15 protein-coding genes are annotated in these 19444 nt (G+C 65.0%); 7 read left to right on the forward strand and 8 right to left on the reverse strand.

All coding sequences use genetic code 11. The annotated features are described in order from the left end of the window. Both QFZ94_RS18400 and QFZ94_RS18405 read right to left on the reverse strand, forming a co-directional pair. Window positions 1–1209 carry an acyl-CoA dehydrogenase family protein gene (locus QFZ94_RS18400; protein WP_429458639.1) on the reverse strand — a complete coding sequence of 403 codons (1209 nt, stop codon included), beginning with the start codon at window positions 1207–1209 and terminating at the stop codon, window positions 1–3. A gap of 29 nt (window positions 1210–1238) precedes the next feature. Then, on the reverse strand, window positions 1239–3359 hold the full coding sequence (locus tag QFZ94_RS18405; RefSeq protein ID WP_429458641.1) for a 3-hydroxyacyl-CoA dehydrogenase NAD-binding domain-containing protein: 2121 nt from the start codon (window positions 3357–3359) through the stop codon (window positions 1239–1241). A 127-nt stretch (window positions 3360–3486) separates the two neighbouring features. Here QFZ94_RS18405 and QFZ94_RS18410 point away from each other — a divergent pair, with 127 nt between their 5' ends. Continuing rightward, window positions 3487–4395, forward strand: coding sequence for a LysR family transcriptional regulator (locus tag QFZ94_RS18410; RefSeq protein ID WP_368586516.1), 909 nt, complete (start codon window positions 3487–3489; stop codon window positions 4393–4395). A gap of 10 nt (window positions 4396–4405) precedes the next feature. On the opposite strand, the gene QFZ94_RS18415 is transcribed toward QFZ94_RS18410, so the two are convergent. Beyond that, on the reverse strand, window positions 4406–5272 hold the full coding sequence (locus QFZ94_RS18415) for a hypothetical protein (RefSeq protein WP_429458643.1): 867 nt from the start codon (window positions 5270–5272) through the stop codon (window positions 4406–4408). A 321-nt stretch (window positions 5273–5593) separates the two neighbouring features. On the opposite strand from QFZ94_RS18415, the gene QFZ94_RS18420 reads away from it, so the two are divergent. Continuing rightward, window positions 5594–7270 carry an acyl-CoA synthetase gene (locus QFZ94_RS18420; protein ID WP_429458645.1) on the forward strand — a complete coding sequence of 559 codons (1677 nt, stop codon included), beginning with the start codon at window positions 5594–5596 and terminating at the stop codon, window positions 7268–7270. 49 nt (window positions 7271–7319) lie between these two features. Further along, complete coding sequence (locus QFZ94_RS18425) at window positions 7320–7700, forward strand: DUF5594 family protein (RefSeq protein WP_429458647.1); 381 nt, start codon at window positions 7320–7322, stop codon at window positions 7698–7700. Window positions 7701–7818: 118 nt separating this feature from the next. On the opposite strand, the gene QFZ94_RS18430 is transcribed toward QFZ94_RS18425, so the two are convergent. The 5 genes from QFZ94_RS18430 to QFZ94_RS18450 all read right to left on the reverse strand — a co-directional run bounded on the left by QFZ94_RS18430 (window position 7819) and on the right by QFZ94_RS18450 (window position 13491). Further along, the gene (locus tag QFZ94_RS18430) at window positions 7819–9936 is read right to left on the reverse strand and encodes a phosphocholine-specific phospholipase C (protein WP_429458649.1); all 2118 of its coding nucleotides are present in this window, start codon (window positions 9934–9936) and stop codon (window positions 7819–7821) included. Window positions 9937–10056: 120 nt separating this feature from the next. After that, entirely contained in the window at window positions 10057–10368 is a 312-nt protein-coding gene (locus tag QFZ94_RS18435) for a hypothetical protein (protein ID WP_368586511.1), read from the reverse strand. A 121-nt stretch (window positions 10369–10489) separates the two neighbouring features. Beyond that, entirely contained in the window at window positions 10490–11350 is an 861-nt protein-coding gene (locus QFZ94_RS18440; RefSeq protein WP_429458652.1) for an alpha/beta fold hydrolase, read from the reverse strand. 11 nt (window positions 11351–11361) lie between these two features. Continuing rightward, a complete protein-coding gene (locus tag QFZ94_RS18445; protein ID WP_429458654.1) occupies window positions 11362–12951 on the reverse strand; it encodes a benzoate-CoA ligase family protein in 1590 nt (529 codons plus the stop codon). A 72-nt stretch (window positions 12952–13023) separates the two neighbouring features. Then, entirely contained in the window at window positions 13024–13491 is a 468-nt protein-coding gene (locus QFZ94_RS18450) for a DUF4863 family protein (protein ID WP_429458656.1), read from the reverse strand. 215 nt (window positions 13492–13706) lie between these two features. Between QFZ94_RS18450 and QFZ94_RS18455 the strand changes: the two genes are divergently transcribed. From QFZ94_RS18455 to boxA, 4 genes are all read left to right on the forward strand, one after another. Beyond that, window positions 13707–14717 (forward strand): helix-turn-helix transcriptional regulator, encoded by a 1011-nt coding sequence (locus tag QFZ94_RS18455; protein WP_429458658.1) that lies wholly within the window; start codon window positions 13707–13709, stop codon window positions 14715–14717. A gap of 114 nt (window positions 14718–14831) precedes the next feature. After that, entirely contained in the window at window positions 14832–16511 is a 1680-nt protein-coding gene (gene boxC / locus QFZ94_RS18460) for a 2,3-epoxybenzoyl-CoA dihydrolase (protein ID WP_429458660.1), read from the forward strand. A 98-nt stretch (window positions 16512–16609) separates the two neighbouring features. Then, window positions 16610–18037 carry a benzoyl-CoA 2,3-epoxidase subunit BoxB gene (boxB, locus tag QFZ94_RS18465; protein WP_410847812.1) on the forward strand — a complete coding sequence of 476 codons (1428 nt, stop codon included), beginning with the start codon at window positions 16610–16612 and terminating at the stop codon, window positions 18035–18037. A 77-nt stretch (window positions 18038–18114) separates the two neighbouring features. Then, window positions 18115–19353, forward strand: a complete 1239-nt coding sequence (gene boxA, locus QFZ94_RS18470; protein WP_429458662.1) for a benzoyl-CoA 2,3-epoxidase subunit BoxA — start codon at window positions 18115–18117, stop codon at window positions 19351–19353. The last annotated feature ends 91 nt before the right edge of the window (window positions 19354–19444 follow it).

A 19444-nucleotide genomic window follows, 5' to 3' on the forward strand; every position in this document is an offset into this window, starting at 1 on the left:
TTACAGTCCGAGGATCATTTTGGAAATGATGTTCTTCTGGATTTCGTTCGAGCCGCCGAAGATCGACAGCTTGCGATTATTGAAGTACTGCGACGCGGCACTCGCGGCTTCGTCCGGGCCGACCGGCACGCCATCGAAGCCTTCGTACAGCGCTTCCTCGACGAATGGCTGCGCATAAGCGCCCATCGCGCGCCGCGTCAGCGACGAGATTTCCTGACGGATTTCGGTGCCGCGAATCTTCAGCATCGAACTCTCGGCACCGGGCACGCCGCCGCCCGCCACGGCCGCGATCACGCGCAGGTTGGTCGTCTTCATGTTCTCGAGGTCGATCTCGACGCGCGCCATGCGTGCCGCGAACGCGGGATCCTCGGCGAGCGGCCGGCCATTGCGGAGCTGTTTCGCGGCGATCTTGCGCAGACGATTGAACGCGGCGACCGAAAAGCCGACGCCCGCGATATTGGTGCGCTCGTACGTAAGCAGATATTTTGCGTAAGTCCAGCCCTTGTTCTCCTCGCCGACGAGATTGTCGGCAGGCACGCGCACGTCGGTGAAAAACACTTCGTTGACTTCATGCTCGCCGTCGAGCGTGATGATCGGCCGCACTTCGACGCCCGGCGTGTTCATGTCGATCAGCAGAAAGCTGATGCCTTCCTGTTTGCGCACGTCGGTCGCGGTGCGCACGAGGCAGAAGATCATGTTCGCGTAATGCGCGAGCGTGGTCCACGTCTTCTGGCCATTGACGATGTAGTGTTCGCCCTGCGCATCCTTGCCGCGCACCGCCGTCGTCTTGACCGACGCAAGGTCGGAGCCCGCGCCCGGCTCCGAATAGCCCTGGCACCACCAGTCGGAACCATCGAGAATGCGCGGCAGCCAGTGACGCTTCTGCGCGTCGCTGCCGTACCTGATCAGCACCGGCCCGAGCATGTTGACGCCGAACGGTACGACGCGCGGCGCGCCGGCCAGCGCGCATTCGTTCTCGAAGATGAACTTCTGCACCGCGTTCCAGCCCGGGCCGCCGAACTCCTTCGGCCAGTGATTCGCGAGCCAGCCTTGCGCGTTCAGAATCGCGTGCCACCCGGCCATGTCGTCGCGCGTCAGACGCCGGCCGCCGTGCACCTTGTCGGCGAGGCCTCGCGGCAGCTTGTCGCGCAAAAACGCCAGCACGCTGGCGCGAAACGCTTCTTCTTCGGGGGTGAAGTTCAGATCCATCGCAGTCGTTCCGTCCGGTTCGTGGCGGCTCAGGCCGTCGTGTTCAGGCTCGCGAAATCCGCTCCGCGCTCGACCAGTTCGACGAGCAGCGGCGACGGCCGCCAGAACAGCGGGTCTTCCTTCGCGAACTCGCGGATGTCGGCGAGGATCGTCGCCAGCCCGACGCTATCCGCGTATTTCATTGGACCGCCGCGGTAGCGCGGAAAGCCGTAGCCGTACAGCAGCGTCACGTCGACGTCGAGCGGGCGCAGCGCGATGCCTTCGTGCACGACGTTCGCGCCTTCGTTGATCATCGCGGCCATATAGCGGCGCATGATCTGCTCGTCGGTGAAGCTGCGCGGCGTGACGCCCGCGCGCTTGCGTTCGGCGTCGATGATCGCCTCGACTTCGGGATCGGGCATGCCGCCGCGCGATCCTTCGGGGTACAGATAGAATCCGCGGCCGGTCTTCTGGCCGAACCAGCCACGCTCGCACAGGCGGTCGGCGATCTGCACGTAGCGTGCGTTCGGGTCGCGCGTGGCCGCGCGGCGTTTGCGCGCCGCCCAGCCGATGTCGCCGCCCGCGAGATCGACCACCTGGAACGGGCCCATCGGCAAGCCGAACGCGCGCACGGCCGCGTCGATCTGATACGGCGACGCACCGTCTTCCATCAGCGCGTCCGCGGCGGCGCGATAGACGGCGAGCAGCCGATTGCCGATGAATCCGTCGCACACGCCCGCGCGCACCGGCGTCTTGCGCAGCTTCTTCGCGAGCTCGAACGCGGTCGCGACGGCGTCGGCGCTGACCTGCTTCGGCACCACGACTTCGAGCAGCTTCATGATGTTGGCGGGGGAGAAGAAGTGCAGACCGATCACGTCGGCGGGGCGCGAGGTGCTGGCCGCGATCGCTTCGATATCCAGATACGACGTGTTGGTCGCGAGCACCGCGCCGGGCTTGCAGACACGATCGAGCTCGGCGAATACGGCCTTTTTGACGCCGAGATCTTCGAACACGGCTTCGATCACGAGGTCGACGTGAGCAAGCGCATCGTACGACGTGCTGCCGCTCCAGCGCGCCATCGTCGCGGCTTTCTTCTCGGCGGTGAGGCGGCCCTTGGCGATCAGCCCGTCGTAGACCTTGTCGATGTGCGCGCGGCCGCGCGCGAGCGACGCTTCGTCGCGTTCGATCATCGTGACGGGCAGACCCGCGTCGAGCACCGCGACCGCAATGCCCGCGCCCATCGTGCCGCCGCCGATCACGCCGATCGCCCCGAGCGCGCGCGGTTTCGCGTCGCGCGTTTCGGGCGCTTTCAGCACTTCGCGCTCGGCGAAGAACGCGTGCACGAGACCTGCGCGCTGCGGGCTGTCGAGGCATTGCAGGAACAGCTTGCGTTCGAACTTCAGGCCTTCGTCGAAGGGCTGTTCGATCGCGGCTTCGACCGCGTCGACGATTTTCAGCGGCGAGAACAGGCCGCGCGCTTTCTTCGCGGTTTCGTCACGCGCTTTCGCGACGGCGGCGAGGCTCGCGGCGCGATCGCTCAATGCGGCGGCGTCGCGCGTACGACGCACCGGCGCGTGCGCGGCGAGCAGTTCGTGCGTGTAGGCGAGTCCTTCGGCGAGGATGTCGCCGCTGTCGCCGAGACGGTCGATCAGACCGAGCGCGAGCGCTTCCTTCGCGCTCGCATGACGGCCGCTCAGGATCAGATCGAGCGCGGCCGGCGCGCCGATCAGGCGCGGCGTGCGTTGCGTGCCGCCCGCGCCGGGCAGCAGACCGAGCTGCACTTCGGGCAGGCCAAGTTTCGCGCCGTCCACGGCAATCCGGTAATGCGCGGCGAGCGCCACTTCGAGCCCGCCGCCGAGCGCGGCGCCATGCAACGCGGCAATCACGGGTTTCCCGCAGGCCTCGATGCGATTGCACACCTCCGGCAGCGAAGGCGGCACCGGAGGCTTACCAAACTCGCGAATATCGGCACCGGCGATGAAGTTGCGCCCCGCGCCGACGATCAGCACGGCTTCGACGGCGCGCTCGGCGTCGGCGGCTTCGATCGCGTCCAGCAGGCCGCGCCGCACCTCGGCCGAGAGCGCGTTGACCGGCGCGTGGTCGATCGTGACGAGCAGTACCTTGCCGCGCAATTCGCGCGTGACGACGTCGGCTGAAGGGGATTGGTTCATCGTGGGTGTCTCCGTATCCAGGGTGGCGAATTGCGCCGGATCGTCCCATTCTGGAGTGGTCAACGTTCATTGACAATCACATGGTTGATTGACAGACTGTCAAAATTATTTTGACAACGACGCGGCCATGGACGTCAACTCGCTGACCCTGCTCGTCGACATCCTCGACGCCGGCAATCTGAGCGAAGCGGCGCGCCGGCTCAAGATGAGCCGCGCGAACGTTAGCTATCACCTGAACCAGCTCGAGCGTTCCGTGGGCCTGCAATTGGTGCGGCGCACCACGCGCCGCGTCGAGCCGACCGAGATCGGTCTACGGCTCTACGAGCACGGCCGCACTATTCGCAACGCGTTGCTGGCCGCGCGCGAGTCGGTGGCGACGCTGGGCCAGAGCCTGCAGGGGCGGGTGCGGCTGAGCGTGCCGAGCGGCTATGGCCAGCTCGTGATGTCCGACTGGCTGATCGCGTTCAAGCGGTTGTATCCGGGCATCGTGCTAGACGTGATGTTCGAGAACCGCGTCGAGGATCTGATGCGCGACGAAATCGACATCGCGGTGCGCGTGATGTCGGAGCCGCCGCAAAACCTCGTCGCGCGGGACATGGGGCCGGTCCGGTACGTGGCCTGCGCATCCCCCGAATTCGCGCGGACGCACGGCATGCCCGCGACGCTCGACGACCTGCGCGCCGCGCCGCTGATTACCGCGGCCGTGATCGGCAAGCAGTTGCGGCTCGCCGCATATTTGCGCGACGAGCGTCATGAAGTGCTGCTCGAACCGACGATTATTTCCGAGAACTTTCTATTTTTACGGCAGGCGGTGCTGGCCGGTCTGGGCGTCGGACTCGTACCCGACTATGTGGTGCAGGACGATCTGAAGCGCGGCGCGGTGCTGACCGCGCTCGATGCCTGGCGGCTCAGCATCTTCGGCACCCACATGTACATGCTGTACATGCCGAACCGGCACCACACGCGCGCGGCCGCGACGTTCATCGACTTCGTGCTGGAGCAGGCGCAGGGCTCAGGCAGGGGCGCTGCGAACTGAAGCGGCGAACTCAGGCGCCGAGTCTGCGCGCGATGGCCGTCGTGACCATCGGCACGCCGACGCGCAGCAGCTTGCGCACGCCTTCGTCGCTGCCGACTTTCTCCACCGCGTTGTCGATCATCGCCTGCATTACGCTCGCCGGATAAAACTCGCGAAACAGCTCGTTGGCGCCGGTTTGCTCGAACAAGTGATGCAGGAACGACCCGACGGGCGGCCCGATGCGCTTGAAGAGCCCCATCTTGACGACCCGGTTGTTCCACAGATGCAGCGTGTACGTGTCGGAACAGAGCGCCGCGCACTCTTCGAAATAGCGCGGCAGGAACACCTTGTAGTAATCGTTGAAATGCACCGGATAGAACAGGCTCTCGGGAAGCCCGGCCCTCACGCCGTAGACGGCGGTCAACAGACGAGGGCCGGTGTCGCCCCACTTCAGTGCGGTGCCTTTCATCGCTTCGATCCGTTCGATTGCCTCGTGCAAGCGCGGCTGATCAGGATCGAGCCTCAGAATCGCATTGCAGATGCTCGTCTGGTTTTCCCGGCCGATCAGATCGCCCTTGGCGTTGAGATCGAAATCACGAAGCAGCAGCATGTCGGTGTCGACCCAGATCTCGTCGGTCTTCGTGAACATCACGAAGCGGAAATAGTCGGTGAAATGCTGCATCGACGGCACCCCGCAAATCGGGAAGTCGTTCAGCGAATCGCGCGGCAATATCGTGGTCGCGTCCTTCGCGGCTACGCCGGGCGGCAATCCGGCGATCGGCTCGTAGCTATAAAGCGCGACCTCGCTGCCGTACTGCGTGAACGAACTTAGGCAGGCGACTTCATAGGGAGAAAGTTCCGGGCCGTGCCAGAACGATGCAAATCTTGCCTTGCGCATATGTCATCCGGGGGAGCGATCATGCGGCGCAACATAGGCGCCGAAGCTGTGTAACGATCCTAGACGGGGACGGCACAGGTCAGACGTAAAGGGCTTGAATCACACAGGAGTTGTCGCAAAACGTTGAGTTCGGTGCGACCGGTCGGCGATTATGGGCGGGACTATGTCGTATTTGGCGAATCCAGTTGCGCAAGGCGACGCGTCGAAGGGGACAGGCAAGATCGTGGGCTAAACTGCGGAACACCGGCCACGCGCGGAAGTAGCAAGCGATGGGCCATGCGGCAGCCCATGCAGCGATAACGACGATATTCAGGAGACACGATGAACCTCGACGGCGAGACTTACGATTCGCTCACGACCAATTTCACGTGGCGCATTCCACCGCGCTACAACATCGGCGTCGATGCATGCGACAAGTGGGCCGATGGCTCGGGGCGTCTCGCGCTGATCTATGAAGATGCCGAAGGCCGCGCGACCCGCTATACGTTCGATGAACTGAAAGCGCTGTCCGACCGCTTCGCCAATGCGCTGCTCGCGGCGGGCGCACGGCGCGGCGAGCGCATCGGCATCTTCCTGTCGCAATCGATCGAAACGGCCATCGCACATCTCGCTGCCTACAAGGCCGGCATGGTCACGGTGCCGCTGTTCGCGCTGTTCGGCGTGGACGCGATCGAGCATCGGCTCGGCGACAGCGGTGCGGTCGCGCTGATCACCGATCACGCCGGCGTCCAAAAGATCGACGAAATCCGCGGCGCGCTGCCGGAGTTGCGACATGTGTTCAGCGTCGATATCGAGGAGGATGACGAAGCATCGGACGCGCCCGTGCGGTCGTTCTGGCAGGCGTTGCATGGCGCTCCTGCTGAATTCACGCCGGTCGATACCGCTGCGGACGAGCCGGCGATCATCATCTATACGTCGGGCACGACCGGAAAACCGAAGGGCGCGTTGCACGGGCATCGCGTGTTGCTCGGCCATTTGCCCGGCGTCGAGATGTCGCAGCAGGGCTTTCCCGCGCACGCGACGCTGATGTGGACGCCCGCGGACTGGGCGTGGATCGGCGGTCTGTTCGATGTGCTGCTGCCGTCGTGGCATCACGGCGTCGCGGTGCTCGCGCGCCGTTTTGCGAAATTCGACGGCCACGCCGCGTTCGATCTGCTCGCGCGTCACGCGGTCTCCCATGCGTTTTTACCGCCGACCGCGCTGAAGATGATGCGCGGTGTCGAGCGGCCCGCTCATCTGCGGCTCGCGTTGCGCTCGGTCGCGAGCGGCGGCGAATCGCTGGGCGAGGAACTGATCGGCTGGGGGCGCGACGCGCTCGGCGTGACGATCAATGAGTTCTACGGGCAGACCGAGTGCAACGTCGTGGTGTCGTCGTGCGCGGCGCTGTTCGAGCCGCGCTTCGGCGCGATCGGGCGCGCGGTGCCGGGGCACCATGTCGCGATCGTCGATGCCGCCGGCAACGAACTGCCGCCCGGCGCGATCGGCGATATCGCGGTGGCCGCGCCTGACCCGGTGATGTTTGTCGGCTACTGGCGCAACGAAGCGGCGACGCGCGAGAAATTCCGCGGCAAGTTTCTGCTGACCGGCGATCTCGGCATACGCGATGCGGACGGCTTCATTCGCTTCGTCGGCCGCGGCGACGACGTGATCACGAGCGCCGGCTACCGGATCGGGCCGGCATCGATCGAAGATTCGCTGCTGCGTCATCCGGCCGTCGCGATGGCCGCCGTGGTCGGCGCGCCCGATCGCGAGCGCACCGAAATCGTGATGGCGTTCGTCGTGCTGAAAGCGGGCTTCGTCGGCGACGATGCGCTGGTGCGCGAGATCCAGCAGCACGTCAAGACGCGTCTGGCCGCGCACGAATATCCGCGCGAGATTCGCTTCGTCGAAAGCCTGCCGATGACGGCCACCGGCAAGGTGATCCGCAAGGCGCTGCGCGAGGCGTTGGGGGAGACCGGCGCGCACGACCCGGACGCGGTCCCACCGGCAAAAAACTGAGTCTGCTACGATGACCCACCCACGATGAGAATCACAGCGGAGACATGGAATGCGCCCCGAGAGTGCCATTCGTTTCGATCAGGAGTTCGCGCCGCGCATTGCCGAGGCGATCGCCGCGTGCGTCGCGACGACCGTTCACACCGACGTGCTGCCGCATGGCGAGCCGGGGCAGCCCACCCGCGTGCGGATTCACGCAACGCCGCTCGATGAACTCGGTCATTACCCGCATCCGTTGAATCTGTATCTGACCTGGGACAGCGATGAAATAGAAAGACTGATGGGCGAGCAGGGCGCGACGCGCTTCGCCAGATATCTGGCCGCGCTGCCGCGCAAGCTCAATGCGTGGACCCAGGCGCGCGAACTCGATTTCTCCACGCACACGCAGGGTGAGCCGGTTACGTTGATCGGCGGGCTCGATTTCGAAGCGTAGACGCCCGCGCGCGATTGCGGGTTGGCGGGTGTGCGCTCGAGATAGCTGGATAAAAAACGGCCGCTGTGCTCGAAGAGCCAGCGGCCGTTACTTTTGCAGCGTTGGCTGACAGCGACGCTCAGCCGCCCAGCGCCGGATCGCTGATGCTGTCATTGCCCGTCTCGACGTGACCGGCGATGCGGCGTGCGAACGTCGGGTCGGTATCGACGGTGATCGCGAGATCGTACCAGCCGTATGCTGTGCGCAGATCGAGGTACAGATTGTCGGTGTCGCCGCCGTGCACCCAATGCTTGATCACATGGTTCCTGTCGTACGCGTTGACGATCGTGAACTGGCAACGCGCGCTGCCGACGTTCTCGAGCCGCAGTTGGAGATTGCCGTTCGCGACATCGTAGCCTTCGGCGACGGCGGGCCGTGCGGTATCCGAACCATTCCACCAGTTCCGCGCAACCACTTTGCCCGCGAAGCGGCGCAGGAAGCCGTTCGGTCCGTGCACGCTGAAGTCGTAGCTGCCATCGGCATTGAGCATCAGCGTGTCCTGCAGATGCTTGCCCGCTTCGACGGTATAGCTGCGCGGCGCGTCTGCGCTATTGGCCGCGTACACGAGGAACACGGCGCCCGCGCGGCCCGTGTTGACGAAGCGCATCGTCAGCTTGCCGTTCGCGCCTTCGTCGACGCGCACGAACAGTTCGTACGGCAGCGCGCGTGCCGGGCGCACGCCCGCTTCCTGCTTCGGCACCGTCTGCACCGTCGGCGCTTGCGGCACGTAGTCCGGGTGACGGTTCTGGTCGGGCGGCACGTAACCGCTCGTGCTCGGCAGCGACGGCACCGACGCGTTCGGATTCGCGAAGTTGAACGCGGAGGTCAGATCGCCGCACACCGCGCGACGCCACGGCGTGATGTTCGATTCGCCGAGATTGTGCCGGTGACCGAAGCGCTTTTCGATGAAGCGGATCACCGACGAGTGGTCGAACACTTCGGAGCACACATAGCCGCCTTTGGACCACGGCGACACCACCAGCATCGGCACGCGCGGTCCGAGCCCGTACGGCCCGGCGACGTTCTTCGGATCGCCCGCATAGATCTCGTTCGTGACGTCGACGGTCGACAGACCGTTCGCGCTCGACGCGGCCGCGAACGGCGCGGCGATGTGATCGAAGAAGCCGTCGTTTTCGTCGTAGTTGATCAGCAGCACGGTCTTGCTCCACACGTCCGGGTTCGACGTGAGGATCTGCAGCACCTGGTCGATGTACCACGCGCCATAGTTGGTCGGCCAGTTCGGGTGTTCGCTGTACGCTTCGGGCGCGACGATCCACGACACCTGCGGCAGCGTGCCGTTTTGCACGTCGCGCTTCAGGATGTCGAAGTAGCCGTCGCCGTTCGCCGCGTTGGTGCCGGTACGCGCATTGTCGTACAGCGGGTTGCCCGGCTGCGCGTTGCGGTACTGGTTGAAATAGAGCAGCGAGTTGTCGCCGTAGTTGCCGATGTACGCGTTCTGCGTCCAACCCCACGAGCCGTTCGCGTCGAGCCCGGTGCCGATGTCCTGATAGATCTTCCACGAGATGCCCGCGTTCTGCAGCACTTCGGGGAAGGTCGACCAGCCGTAGCCGAGCTCCGAATTGTCGATCACCGGGCCGCCGCCGCTGCCGTCGTTGCCGACCCAGCCGCTCCACATGTAGTAGCGGTTCGGATCGGTCGGACCCATCAGCGAGCAGTGGTACGCGTCGCAGATCGTGAATGCGTCGGCGAGCTGATAGTGGAACGGGATGTCATCGCGCGTCAGGTAGGCCATCGTGGTCGCGCCTTTCGACGGCACCCACTGATCGTTGCGGCCGCCGTTCCATGCGGCATGCGTGGTGCCCCAGTCGTGCGCGAGATCCTGCAGGAATTGCAGGCCGAGGTTCGGCGCGCTCGGACGGAACGGCAGCACGTAGCTGGCGCCGGTGGTATCGGTGGTGAGCGGCTGATACCACACCGGCTGGCCATTCGCGAGCTTGATCGCGCGCGTGTCGCCGAAGCCGCGAACGCCCTTGAGCGTGCCGAAGTAGTGGTCGAACGAGCGGTTCTCCTGCATCAGCACGACGATATGCTCGACGTCGCGGATCGTCCCGGTGCGGTTGTTGGCCGGAATCGCGAGCGCATTGCGGATGCCGGGCGGCAGCATGCTCAACGCGGTAAAGGAACCGGCGGCTTGCGCGGCCGAGCGCAGAAAATCACGGCGATTTGTTGAGGTCATGGTTGTGGCTTAGATCTTCGGTGGAGGAAAAAGGCACGGGGAAGACGACTTGCGGTACTGAAACGGCAATGCTGCGTCGGACGCGCGAAGGCAGGCTAGTCTCCGCGCGCGGCGCGATTCTCAATCGACGGTATGGATGACGGGGCGGGCAAGCGGCGGCGCAGCGGCGGACAAGGCCGTGCCGGCTTCGGATGCCGGTGCCGCTGGTGTCTGGATCGTCAGCGTCGGCGGCGCGGGGTCGGCCGGCGGCGGGGCGATCGATGGGTCGCCCGGGCTGGCGGCGGAATGTTCCGTTGAACTGATCGTATCCGTGCTCGGGGGCGGGTCGTCGTTGCTGCACGCTCCCGCTAGCGCGCACAGCGCGATGACCGCCACGGCGCCGGTCAAACGTTTGCGGCGCGGCGCACGAATCGGCTTCGACACGAAAGGCATGGCACTGTCTCCGGGCGAGGAAGGGATGCCTCGCCATCGATGTGCCGAGGTCAGCGATGCGCAAGCATAATCGCCGAACCGTGTAATTTTTATGAAGTATCGGTAACAGCCACGGCGCCGCTTATCGCTGCGCGCGGACGAACGCAGCGATCGCGTCGTTGAGCGCGGCGGGCGCATCGCGATGCGGCGAGTGTCCGCACGCGTCGAGCTTCACGAGTTTTGCATGCGGCACGCGCGCGCCGATCCTATCGATCTGCGCCATCGTGCCGTAGTTATCGTCGTGGCCCTGGATCGCGAGCAGCGGTCGGCGGATCGGCGCGAGCGCCTCGACGATCGACCACTGCCTGAACTCGGGATCGAGCCAGATATCGTTCCAGCCGTAGAACGCGGAATCGACGTCCGCGTGATAGCGGGCGAGCTTCGCGCGTAGATCGGTGGTTTCGTAAAGCTGCTTCATCTGGGCGATGCTTTGCACCGAGATGTCTTCGACGAATACGTGCGGTGCGATCACGACCGCGCCCGCGAGCGCATCGGGATATAGCGCCGCGTACAGCAGCGCGATCGAACCGCCGTCGCTATGGCCGATCACCCACATGCGCTGGCGTTGCCGCAAGCCGATATCGAGCGCGTCGAGCAAGGCGGGGAGAATGTCGCGCGCCTGCGCGGTCATGAAATCGACCGGCCATTTCTCGTCAGGCGCACGCGGTGTCGAGAGTCCGTAACCGGGCCGCGAATAGACGAGCCCGCGCATGCCGAGCCGCTCGCACAACGTCTGCGGCCAGTCGCGCCACATCGCGATCGAGCCGAGACCTTCATGCAGGAAGACCGCGATCGGTGGATCGTCGTGTTGAGCATTCGCCTGCTCGTTGACCCACCGGTACTCGATGCGCAGCGGCCCATGCGACGTGGTCGCCGGCAGTTCGGCGAAGCCGCTGGCGGCATTCGTGGAGGGAGCAGCAGGGGCGGTACCTCGGTTCTGCATCAATGAAACACCTATGACAGTTCACGTAGTTTGAAGCGTTGAATCTTGCCGGTGGCGGTTTTCGGCAGATCGTCGGTGAACACGATATCGCGCGGATACTTGTGCGGCGCGAGCCGTTCCTTGACGAAGGCCTTCAGTTCATCGGCGAGCAGGTCTGAAGGCATGAAGTCGCGCTTGAGCACGACGAACGCGCGCGTCTTCACGAGTCCGCCATGATCGACGCCGACCAGCGCCGCTTCGAGCACCGCCGGATGCGCGACGAGCACCATCTCGACCTCGACCGGCGACACATACTGGCCGCTTACTTTCAGCATGTCGTCGCTGCGGCCCGCGTAAACATAACAGCCGTTCGCGAGACGCCGATACTTGTCGCCGCTTCTGATCCATTCGCCGAGAAACGTCGCGCGCGTCTTCTCGCGATTGCTCCAGTACATCAGCGCCGCGCTCGGCCCCTTGATGAACAGATCGCCGACTTCGCCGTCGGGCACCGGCCGCCCGGCCTCGTCGCGCAACTCGACTTCGTAGCCCGGCACGGGGCGCCCGGTCGTGCCGTATTCGACTTCGCCCGCGCGATTCGACAGGAAGATGTGCAGCATTTCCGTCGAGCCGATGCCATCGAGAATCTCAGCGCCGAAGTGCTCGGTGAAGCGTTCGCCGACATCGCGCGGCAACGCCTCGCCGGCCGACGCGCACACGCGGATCGCGACGTCGGCGCGCGCGGGCAGATTCGGCGACACCAGCATGTTCGCGTACAAGGTCGGCACGCCGTAGAACACGGTCGGGCGATGCTTGACGAGGCGCGCAAAAATCGCGTCGGCGGTCGGGCGCTCGGCCATCAGAATCGCGGTCGCGCCGACCGACAGCGGAAACGTCAGCGCATTGCCGAGCCCATACGCGAAGAACAGCTTCGCCGCCGAAAACACCACGTCGCTCTCGACGATCCCCAGCACCGGCTTCGCATACAGCTCGGCGGTCCAGTACAGATTCGCATGCGTGTGGACGGTGCCTTTCGGTTTGCCGGTCGAGCCCGACGAATAGAGCCAGAAGGCGATGTCGTCCGCGTTGCTCGCGCAGCCTTTGACGGCGGGTGTGGCGGTATCGACCAGCGTTTCGAAGCGGGGCGCCGCGAGCGGCTCTCCAGGGGAAGCGTCAGGCTGCGAGACGATCAGCTGGCAGCCGTCGTCGTCGATGCTGCTCAGCGCCTCCGTCAAGTTGGGCAGCAACGGTTCCGACACGATCACCGCGCGCGCATGGCTGTGCGTCAGCATGTACGTATAGTCGGCGGCGGTCAGCAAGGTGTTCGCGACGACCGGCACGATGCCCGCGTACAGCGCGCCAAGAAACGCGACCGGCAACGATACGGAGTCGAGCATCACGAGCAGCACGCGCTCCTCGGGATGCACGCCGAGCGCGCGCAGTGCGCTGGCGCAACGCCGCGCGCGCTGTTCGAGCTCGCCGTAGGTCATCGCGCCGTGGTCGTCGATATAAGCGACCTTGCGCGCGCGTGCTTCGTTCAGCCGGAACAGATGCGTCGCGAAGTTGAACAGCGGGGGCGGCGGCGCAACCGGCTCGCGCGTGCTCGTTTCCAGCAGGGCTTCCATATGTCTCCTCCGTCCGTGGACGCGTCCGGCTTTTGTATGCGCGTGATCCGCTCGATGCTTGCCGCTCCCGGCTCACGCGTGCGTGAATTCGATCGCCCCTTGCGGCAGCAGATACAGCACCAGCGCCTGGCCATTCGCGACGGTCGGACGATGCGCGGAGCCGGGGCCGTACACGCACCAGCCGGCCGGATGGCCGTCGAACGTCGCGCCTTCGGTGAGCGGCATGATCAGATCGATCTCGCCGTGCGGATGGATGTGGTGCGGACCAGCAATGTCCTGCATGTCGACGACGTCGACGGAAAAGCCGTGCGTGTCGGGCAGCGCCTTGAAGATGCGGCCGTAGCGGATGCCGCCGGCCGCGCGGTTGCACAGCCAGCCTTCGGCGACGCCTGTGCGGCATGCACTCGCGAGTTCGTGAAAGGTGGGGCTATCGGCGGGCCAGATGTCGTTCAGCCAGTCGGCGAGCGAAGCGTCGAGCGGCCGCCCGGCGAGTTGCCCAGTGACGCCTGCGATCAGGCGCTGGAATTCCTGTGCGGACATGCGAGCCTCCAGAAGCGCGCTCACGCAGGCCGGAGGGCCGGCCCCCGGAACTTTGTTGCGTGCGTGGTGCGGCGCCGTCTCCGTGACGCGGCCGGAATGCAGGGCGGCGCGCGCCTGTGTTTGTGATTGGATCAGCTTTTGGCGAAAATTAAACCGTTCACCTGGTGCGTGTCAAGCACTATAGTACATGTCTCGTAGTCAAGAGGTCGCAAAACATGAACCAAAAGTATCCACCCGCACCGTTGGACGCAACCGACGACGACGCGGCCCGCGCCGAACGCACCGAGCGCACCGAGCGCGCGGGCGACCGCGCGGCCGAACGCGGCGGCGAGCGCGAAGAGCGCGACCCGTTCCTGACCGCGATGGGCGAGCGCGTGCGTTTGCTGCGCGCTCGCCGCGGCATGACACGCAAGACGCTGGCGGCCGAAACCGGTTTGTCGGAGCGGCATCTCGCGAATCTCGAATCGGGCGTCGGTAATGCGTCGGTGCTGGTGCTGCGGCAGCTCGCGGCCACGCTGAACTGCCCGCTCGCCGAGGTGATCGGCGACGAAACCACTGCGTCCGCCGAATGGCTGCTGATCCGCGAACTGCTGCAGGGGCGCGACCAGGCGGCGCTGCAGCGCGCGCGCATCGCGCTTGCGGAGATGTTCGCGCAGGCGCCGCGCGACCCGCATCGCAAGGACCGCATCGCGCTGATCGGTCTGCGCGGTGCGGGCAAGTCGACGCTCGGACGCATGCTCGCGCAGGAGCGCAAGGTGCCGTTCATCGAGCTCACACGCGTGATCGAGCAACTGGCGGGTTGTCCGCCGTCGGAGATTCATTCGCTGTACGGCGCGAGCGCGTATCGACGCTACGAGCAGCGCGCGCTCGAGGCGGTGATCCACGAGCATTCGCGCGCGGTGATCGCATCGCCGGGCGGCCTGGTGTCGGAATCGGGCACGTTCAACGTGCTGCTGTCGCACTGCTTCACCGTGTGGTTGCAGGCGACGCCCGAGGAACATATGCGCCGCGTCGTCGCGCAAGGCGATCTGCGGCCGATGTCCGGCAACCGCGAGGCGATGGACGACCTGAAGCGCATCCTCGCGGGGCGCGCCGAGCTGTACGGGCGCGCCGACATGACGTTCGACACCAGCGAAAAGACGCTCGCCGATGCCTACCTGCAGTTGCGCGACCGTCTCGCCGCGCGGCTCGCGGCGGAAGCGCCTGACGAAGCGCGCGTGAACTGACCGATCGGGCAGTAGGGTTTCCACTTAAAAATGCATTAAAATGCTTTACGGTGGTATGGCGATGCACTATTGTTCAAAAAAAACAGATTGCATCGTCCAGTCAGGAGACGCCCCATGTCCACAGTACCTGCCGTCGTTGCCGAGGCGGCGCCGGTCGACTACCGCACCGAGCCGTCGCAGTACAAGCACTGGAAGCTCAGCTTCAATGGTCCGGTCGCGACACTCGGCATCGACATCGCCGAGGACGGCGGCATTCGCGACGGCTACAAGCTGAAGCTCAATTCGTATGACCTCGGCGTCGACATCGAGCTGCACGACGCGATCCAGCGGATTCGCTTCGAGCATCCGGAAGTTCGCACGGTGGTGGTGACGAGCCTGAAGGACCGGGTGTTCTGCTCGGGCGCGAATATCTTCATGCTGGGCCTGTCGTCGCACGCATGGAAGGTCAACTTCTGCAAGTTCACGAACGAAACGCGCAATGGCCTCGAAGATTCGTCGCGCCATTCGGGGCTGAAGTTTCTCGCCGCGGTGAACGGCGCATGCGCGGGCGGCGGTTATGAACTCGCGCTCGCCTGCGACGAAATCTATCTGATCGACGATCGTTCCTCTTCGGTGTCGCTGCCAGAAGTGCCGCTGCTCGGCGTGCTGCCCGGCACTGGCGGTCTCACGCGCGTGACCGATAAACGCAAAGTGCGCCACGACCGCGCGGATATTTTCTGCACGCTCGTCGAGGGAGTGCGTGGCGAGCGCGCGAAGGCATGGCGTCTCGTCGACGAAGTCGTGAAGCCGAACCAGTTCGAGCAGGCCATTCAGGCGCGCGCGCTCGAACTCGGCGCGCACAGCGATCGTCCGGCCGATGCACAGGGTGTCGCGCTCACGCGCATCGAACGCACGGATCGCGAAGACGGCCTCGGCTACCAGACCGTGGACGTGACCATCGATCGTGCGAAACGGGTGGCGACCTTCACCGCGCGCGCGCCGCGCACCGAGCAACCGACCGAGCTCGCCGCGATCGTCGCGGCCGGCGCTAACTGGTGGCCGCTGCAATTCGCCCGCGAACTCGACGACGCGATCCTGTCGATGCGCACCAACGCGCTCGACATCGGCACCTGGGTGTTCAAGACCGAAGGCGACGCGCGCCATCTGCTCGCCGTCGATGCGACGCTGCTGCAGCACAAGGATCACTGGTTCGTGCGCGAAACGATCGGCATGCTGCGTCGCACGCTCGCGCGCCTCGACGTGTCGTCGCGTTCCATCTTCACGCTGATCGAGCCGGGTTCGTGCTTCGCCGGCACGTTCGCCGAACTCGCGTTCGCCGCCGATCGCACCTACATGGCGGCGCTTCCCGACAACGAGGACGAGGAGCCGTCGATCACGCTGTCGGAAGTCAACTTCGGTCTGTATCCGATGGTCACGCATCAGTCGCGGCTCGCGCGGCGCTTCTACGAGGAAGCCGAGCCGCTCGACGCGGTGCGCGCGCTGATCGGCCAGCCGGTCAAGGCGCTCGATGCCGAGCGCCTCGGTCTCGTTACCGCGTCGCCGGACGATATCGATTGGGCCGACGAAATCCGCATTGCGCTCGAAGAGCGCGCGGCGATGTCGCCCGATGCATTGACCGGCCTCGAAGCGAATCTGCGCTTCAACGGGCCGGAGACGATGGAGACGCGCATCTTCGGCCGTCTCACCGCCTGGCAGAACTGGATCTTCAACCGGCCGAACGCAGTGGGCGACAAGGGTGCGCTCAAGGTGTACGGCAAGGGCAGCAAGGCGCAATTCGATGTGTCGCGCGTGTAATCGGCATCGCGCTCACACCGACCAAACGACGCCGCCTGCCGATACGCACCTCTCGCCACTGCAGCTTCCGAATAGGGAATCGACCCAGGGAACCGACCATGTCCTCGATCAACTACAGCGAAAAGATTCCGAACAACGTCAACCTCGCCGACGACCGCGCACTGCAGCGCGCGCTCGAACAATGGCAGCCGAACTTTCTGTCGTGGTGGGGCGACATGGGCCCGGAAGGCTCGCACAGCTACGACGTATATCTGCGCACCGCGGTCAGCGTCGACGCGGGCGGCTGGGCGCACTTCGACTACGTGAAAATGCCGGAGTACCGCTGGGGTATTTTCCTCACGCCGGGCGAGCAGGATCGCAAGATCCACTTCGGCGAGCACAAGGGCGAGGCCGCGTGGCAGGACGTGCCCGGCGAGCATCGCGCGAACCTGCGCCGCATCATCGTCACGCAGGGCGATACGGAGCCGGCTTCGGTCGAGCAGCAGCGTCACCTCGGCTTGACCGCGCCGTCGCTGTACGATCTGCGCAACCTGTTTCAGGTCAACGTCGAGGAAGGCCGGCATCTGTGGGCGATGGTGTATCTGCTGCATCGCTACTTCGGCCGCGACGGTCGCGAGGAAGCCGAAGCCTTGCTCGGCCGCCGCTCGGGCGACGAAGACAATCCGCGCATTCTCGGCGCGTTCAACGAGAAAACGCCGGACTGGCTCGCGTTCTACATGTTCACGTACTTCACCGACCGCGACGGCAAGTTCCAGTTGTCGGCGCTCGCGGAGTCGGGTTTCGATCCGCTCGCGCGTACCACGAAGTTCATGCTGACCGAGGAAGCGCATCATATGTTCGTCGGCGAGTCGGGCGTGTCGCGCGTGATCCAGCGCACCGCGCAGGTGATGAACGAGCTCGGCAGCGACGACGTCGCGAAGATTCGCGCGGCCGGCGTGATCGACCTGCCGACCATCCAGCGCTATCTGAACTTCCATTACTCGGTCACCATCGACCTGTTCGGCGCCGATCATTCGTCGAACGCAGCGACGTTCTATAGTTCGGGCCTGAAGGGCCGTTACGAGGAAGGCAAGCGCGACGACGATCATCGGCTGAACGAGCATAGCTACAAGCTGCTCGACGTGCAGGACGGCAAGCTCGTCGAGCGCGAGGTGCCGATGCTAAACGCGATGAACGAAGTGCTGCGCGACGATTACATCAAGGACTCGGTCGCGGGCGTCGGGCGCTGGAACAAGGTGCTCGAGAAGGCCGGCATCGACTTTCGCATGACGGTGCCGCACAAGGCTTTCAACCGGCAGATCGGCACGTTCGCGGGCACGCGGGTGTCGCCCGATGGCCGCGTGATCAGCGAAGCCGAATGGGCCGCCAATGAAGCGACGTGGCTCGCCACGCCGGAAGACCGCGCGTTCGTCGCTTCGCTGATGGGTCGCGTGGCCGAACCGGGCAAGTTCGCGAACTGGATCGCGCCGCCCGCGATGGGCGTGAACCGTCAGCCGGTCGATTTCGAATACGTGCGCTTCAACTAGGGCCTGTGCGCAGGCCCTAGCACCCGAAGCACGAAAGGCGCGCCACGCGCGCGCCGTATTGCGAGGTGGAGGAAGTCATGAACGGCCCAGTATCGGTCGAAGTTCTGCGGCAGCATCTGATCGATCCGGAGATCTGCATTCGCTGCAATACCTGCGAAGAGACCTGTCCGATCGATGCGATCACGCACGACGACAACAACTACGTCGTGAAGGCCGATGTCTGCAACGGCTGCATGGCCTGCGTGCCGCCGTGTCCGACCGGCGCGATCGACAACTGGCGCACGGTGCTGAAGGCCGACGCGTATTCGATCGACGAGCAGTTCAGGTGGGACGTGCTGCCGGAGCAGAACACGATGGCCGTGCCGGCTGAAGAAACAGTGGCCGCTTCCGCCGCGGGCGACAGTTCCGCCGAAGCCGACGGCATCGAAGTCGACACCGTGCGCGGCGCGGTCGTGCCGCCGTGGTCGGCTGCGAAGCCGTACGTGAATCTGTACACGCACAAGGCGCCGACCACCGCGACGGTGGTCGGCAACTACCGGCTCACCGACAGCGCCACATCGAGCGACATCCATCACATCGTGCTCGACTTCGGCTCGATGCCGTTTCCGGTGCTCGAAGGCCAGTCGATCGGTATTCTGCCGCCGGGGGCTGCCGCCGACGGCCGCGTGCACCACGCGCGCCAGTACTCGATCGCGAGTCCGCGCGACGGCGAGCGGCCCGGCTATAACAACGTGTCGCTGACGGTGAAGCGCGTGTCGCAGCAGCGCGGCGACGCAATCGACGGCGTCTGCTCGAACTATCTGTGCGATCTGAAGAAGGGCGACGTCGTCAACGTGATCGGTCCGTTCGGCAGCACCTTCCTGATGCCGAATCATCCGAACTCGCATCTGCTGATGATCTGTACTGGCACCGGCTCCGCGCCGATGCGCGCGATGACCGAGTACCGCCGGCGCAAGCGCCTGAAAGGCGCGACCGGCAAGCTGATGCTGTTCTTCGGCGCGCGTACCAAGGAGGAGTTGCCGTACTTCGGTCCGCTGACGAATCTGCCGAAGGATTTCATCGACACCACGCTCGCGTTTTCGCGCACGCCGGGACAGCCGAAGCGCTATGTGCAGGACGCGATGCGCGAACGTTCGGCCGACGTTGCGAACCTGCTGAAAGACGACAACACCTATATCTACGTGTGCGGCCTCAAAGGCATGGAGGATGGTGTGCTGCAGGCGCTCGAGGATATCGGCGAGCAGCATCAGCTCGATTGGCAAGCGCTGTGGGCGAAGCTGAAGCGGGAAGGGCGGCTGCATCTCGAGACGTACTGACGTACTGACGGACTGATCGCGCGCGAATCATTTTGAAAATCGCGGACGATTTGCTACAGTCGGCCCACGCAGCCGGCCGCGCGCCGGCATC

It is taken from the genome of Paraburkholderia sp. JPY465 (assembly GCF_050436725.1).
Taxonomy (GTDB): domain Bacteria; phylum Pseudomonadota; class Gammaproteobacteria; order Burkholderiales; family Burkholderiaceae; genus Paraburkholderia; species Paraburkholderia youngii.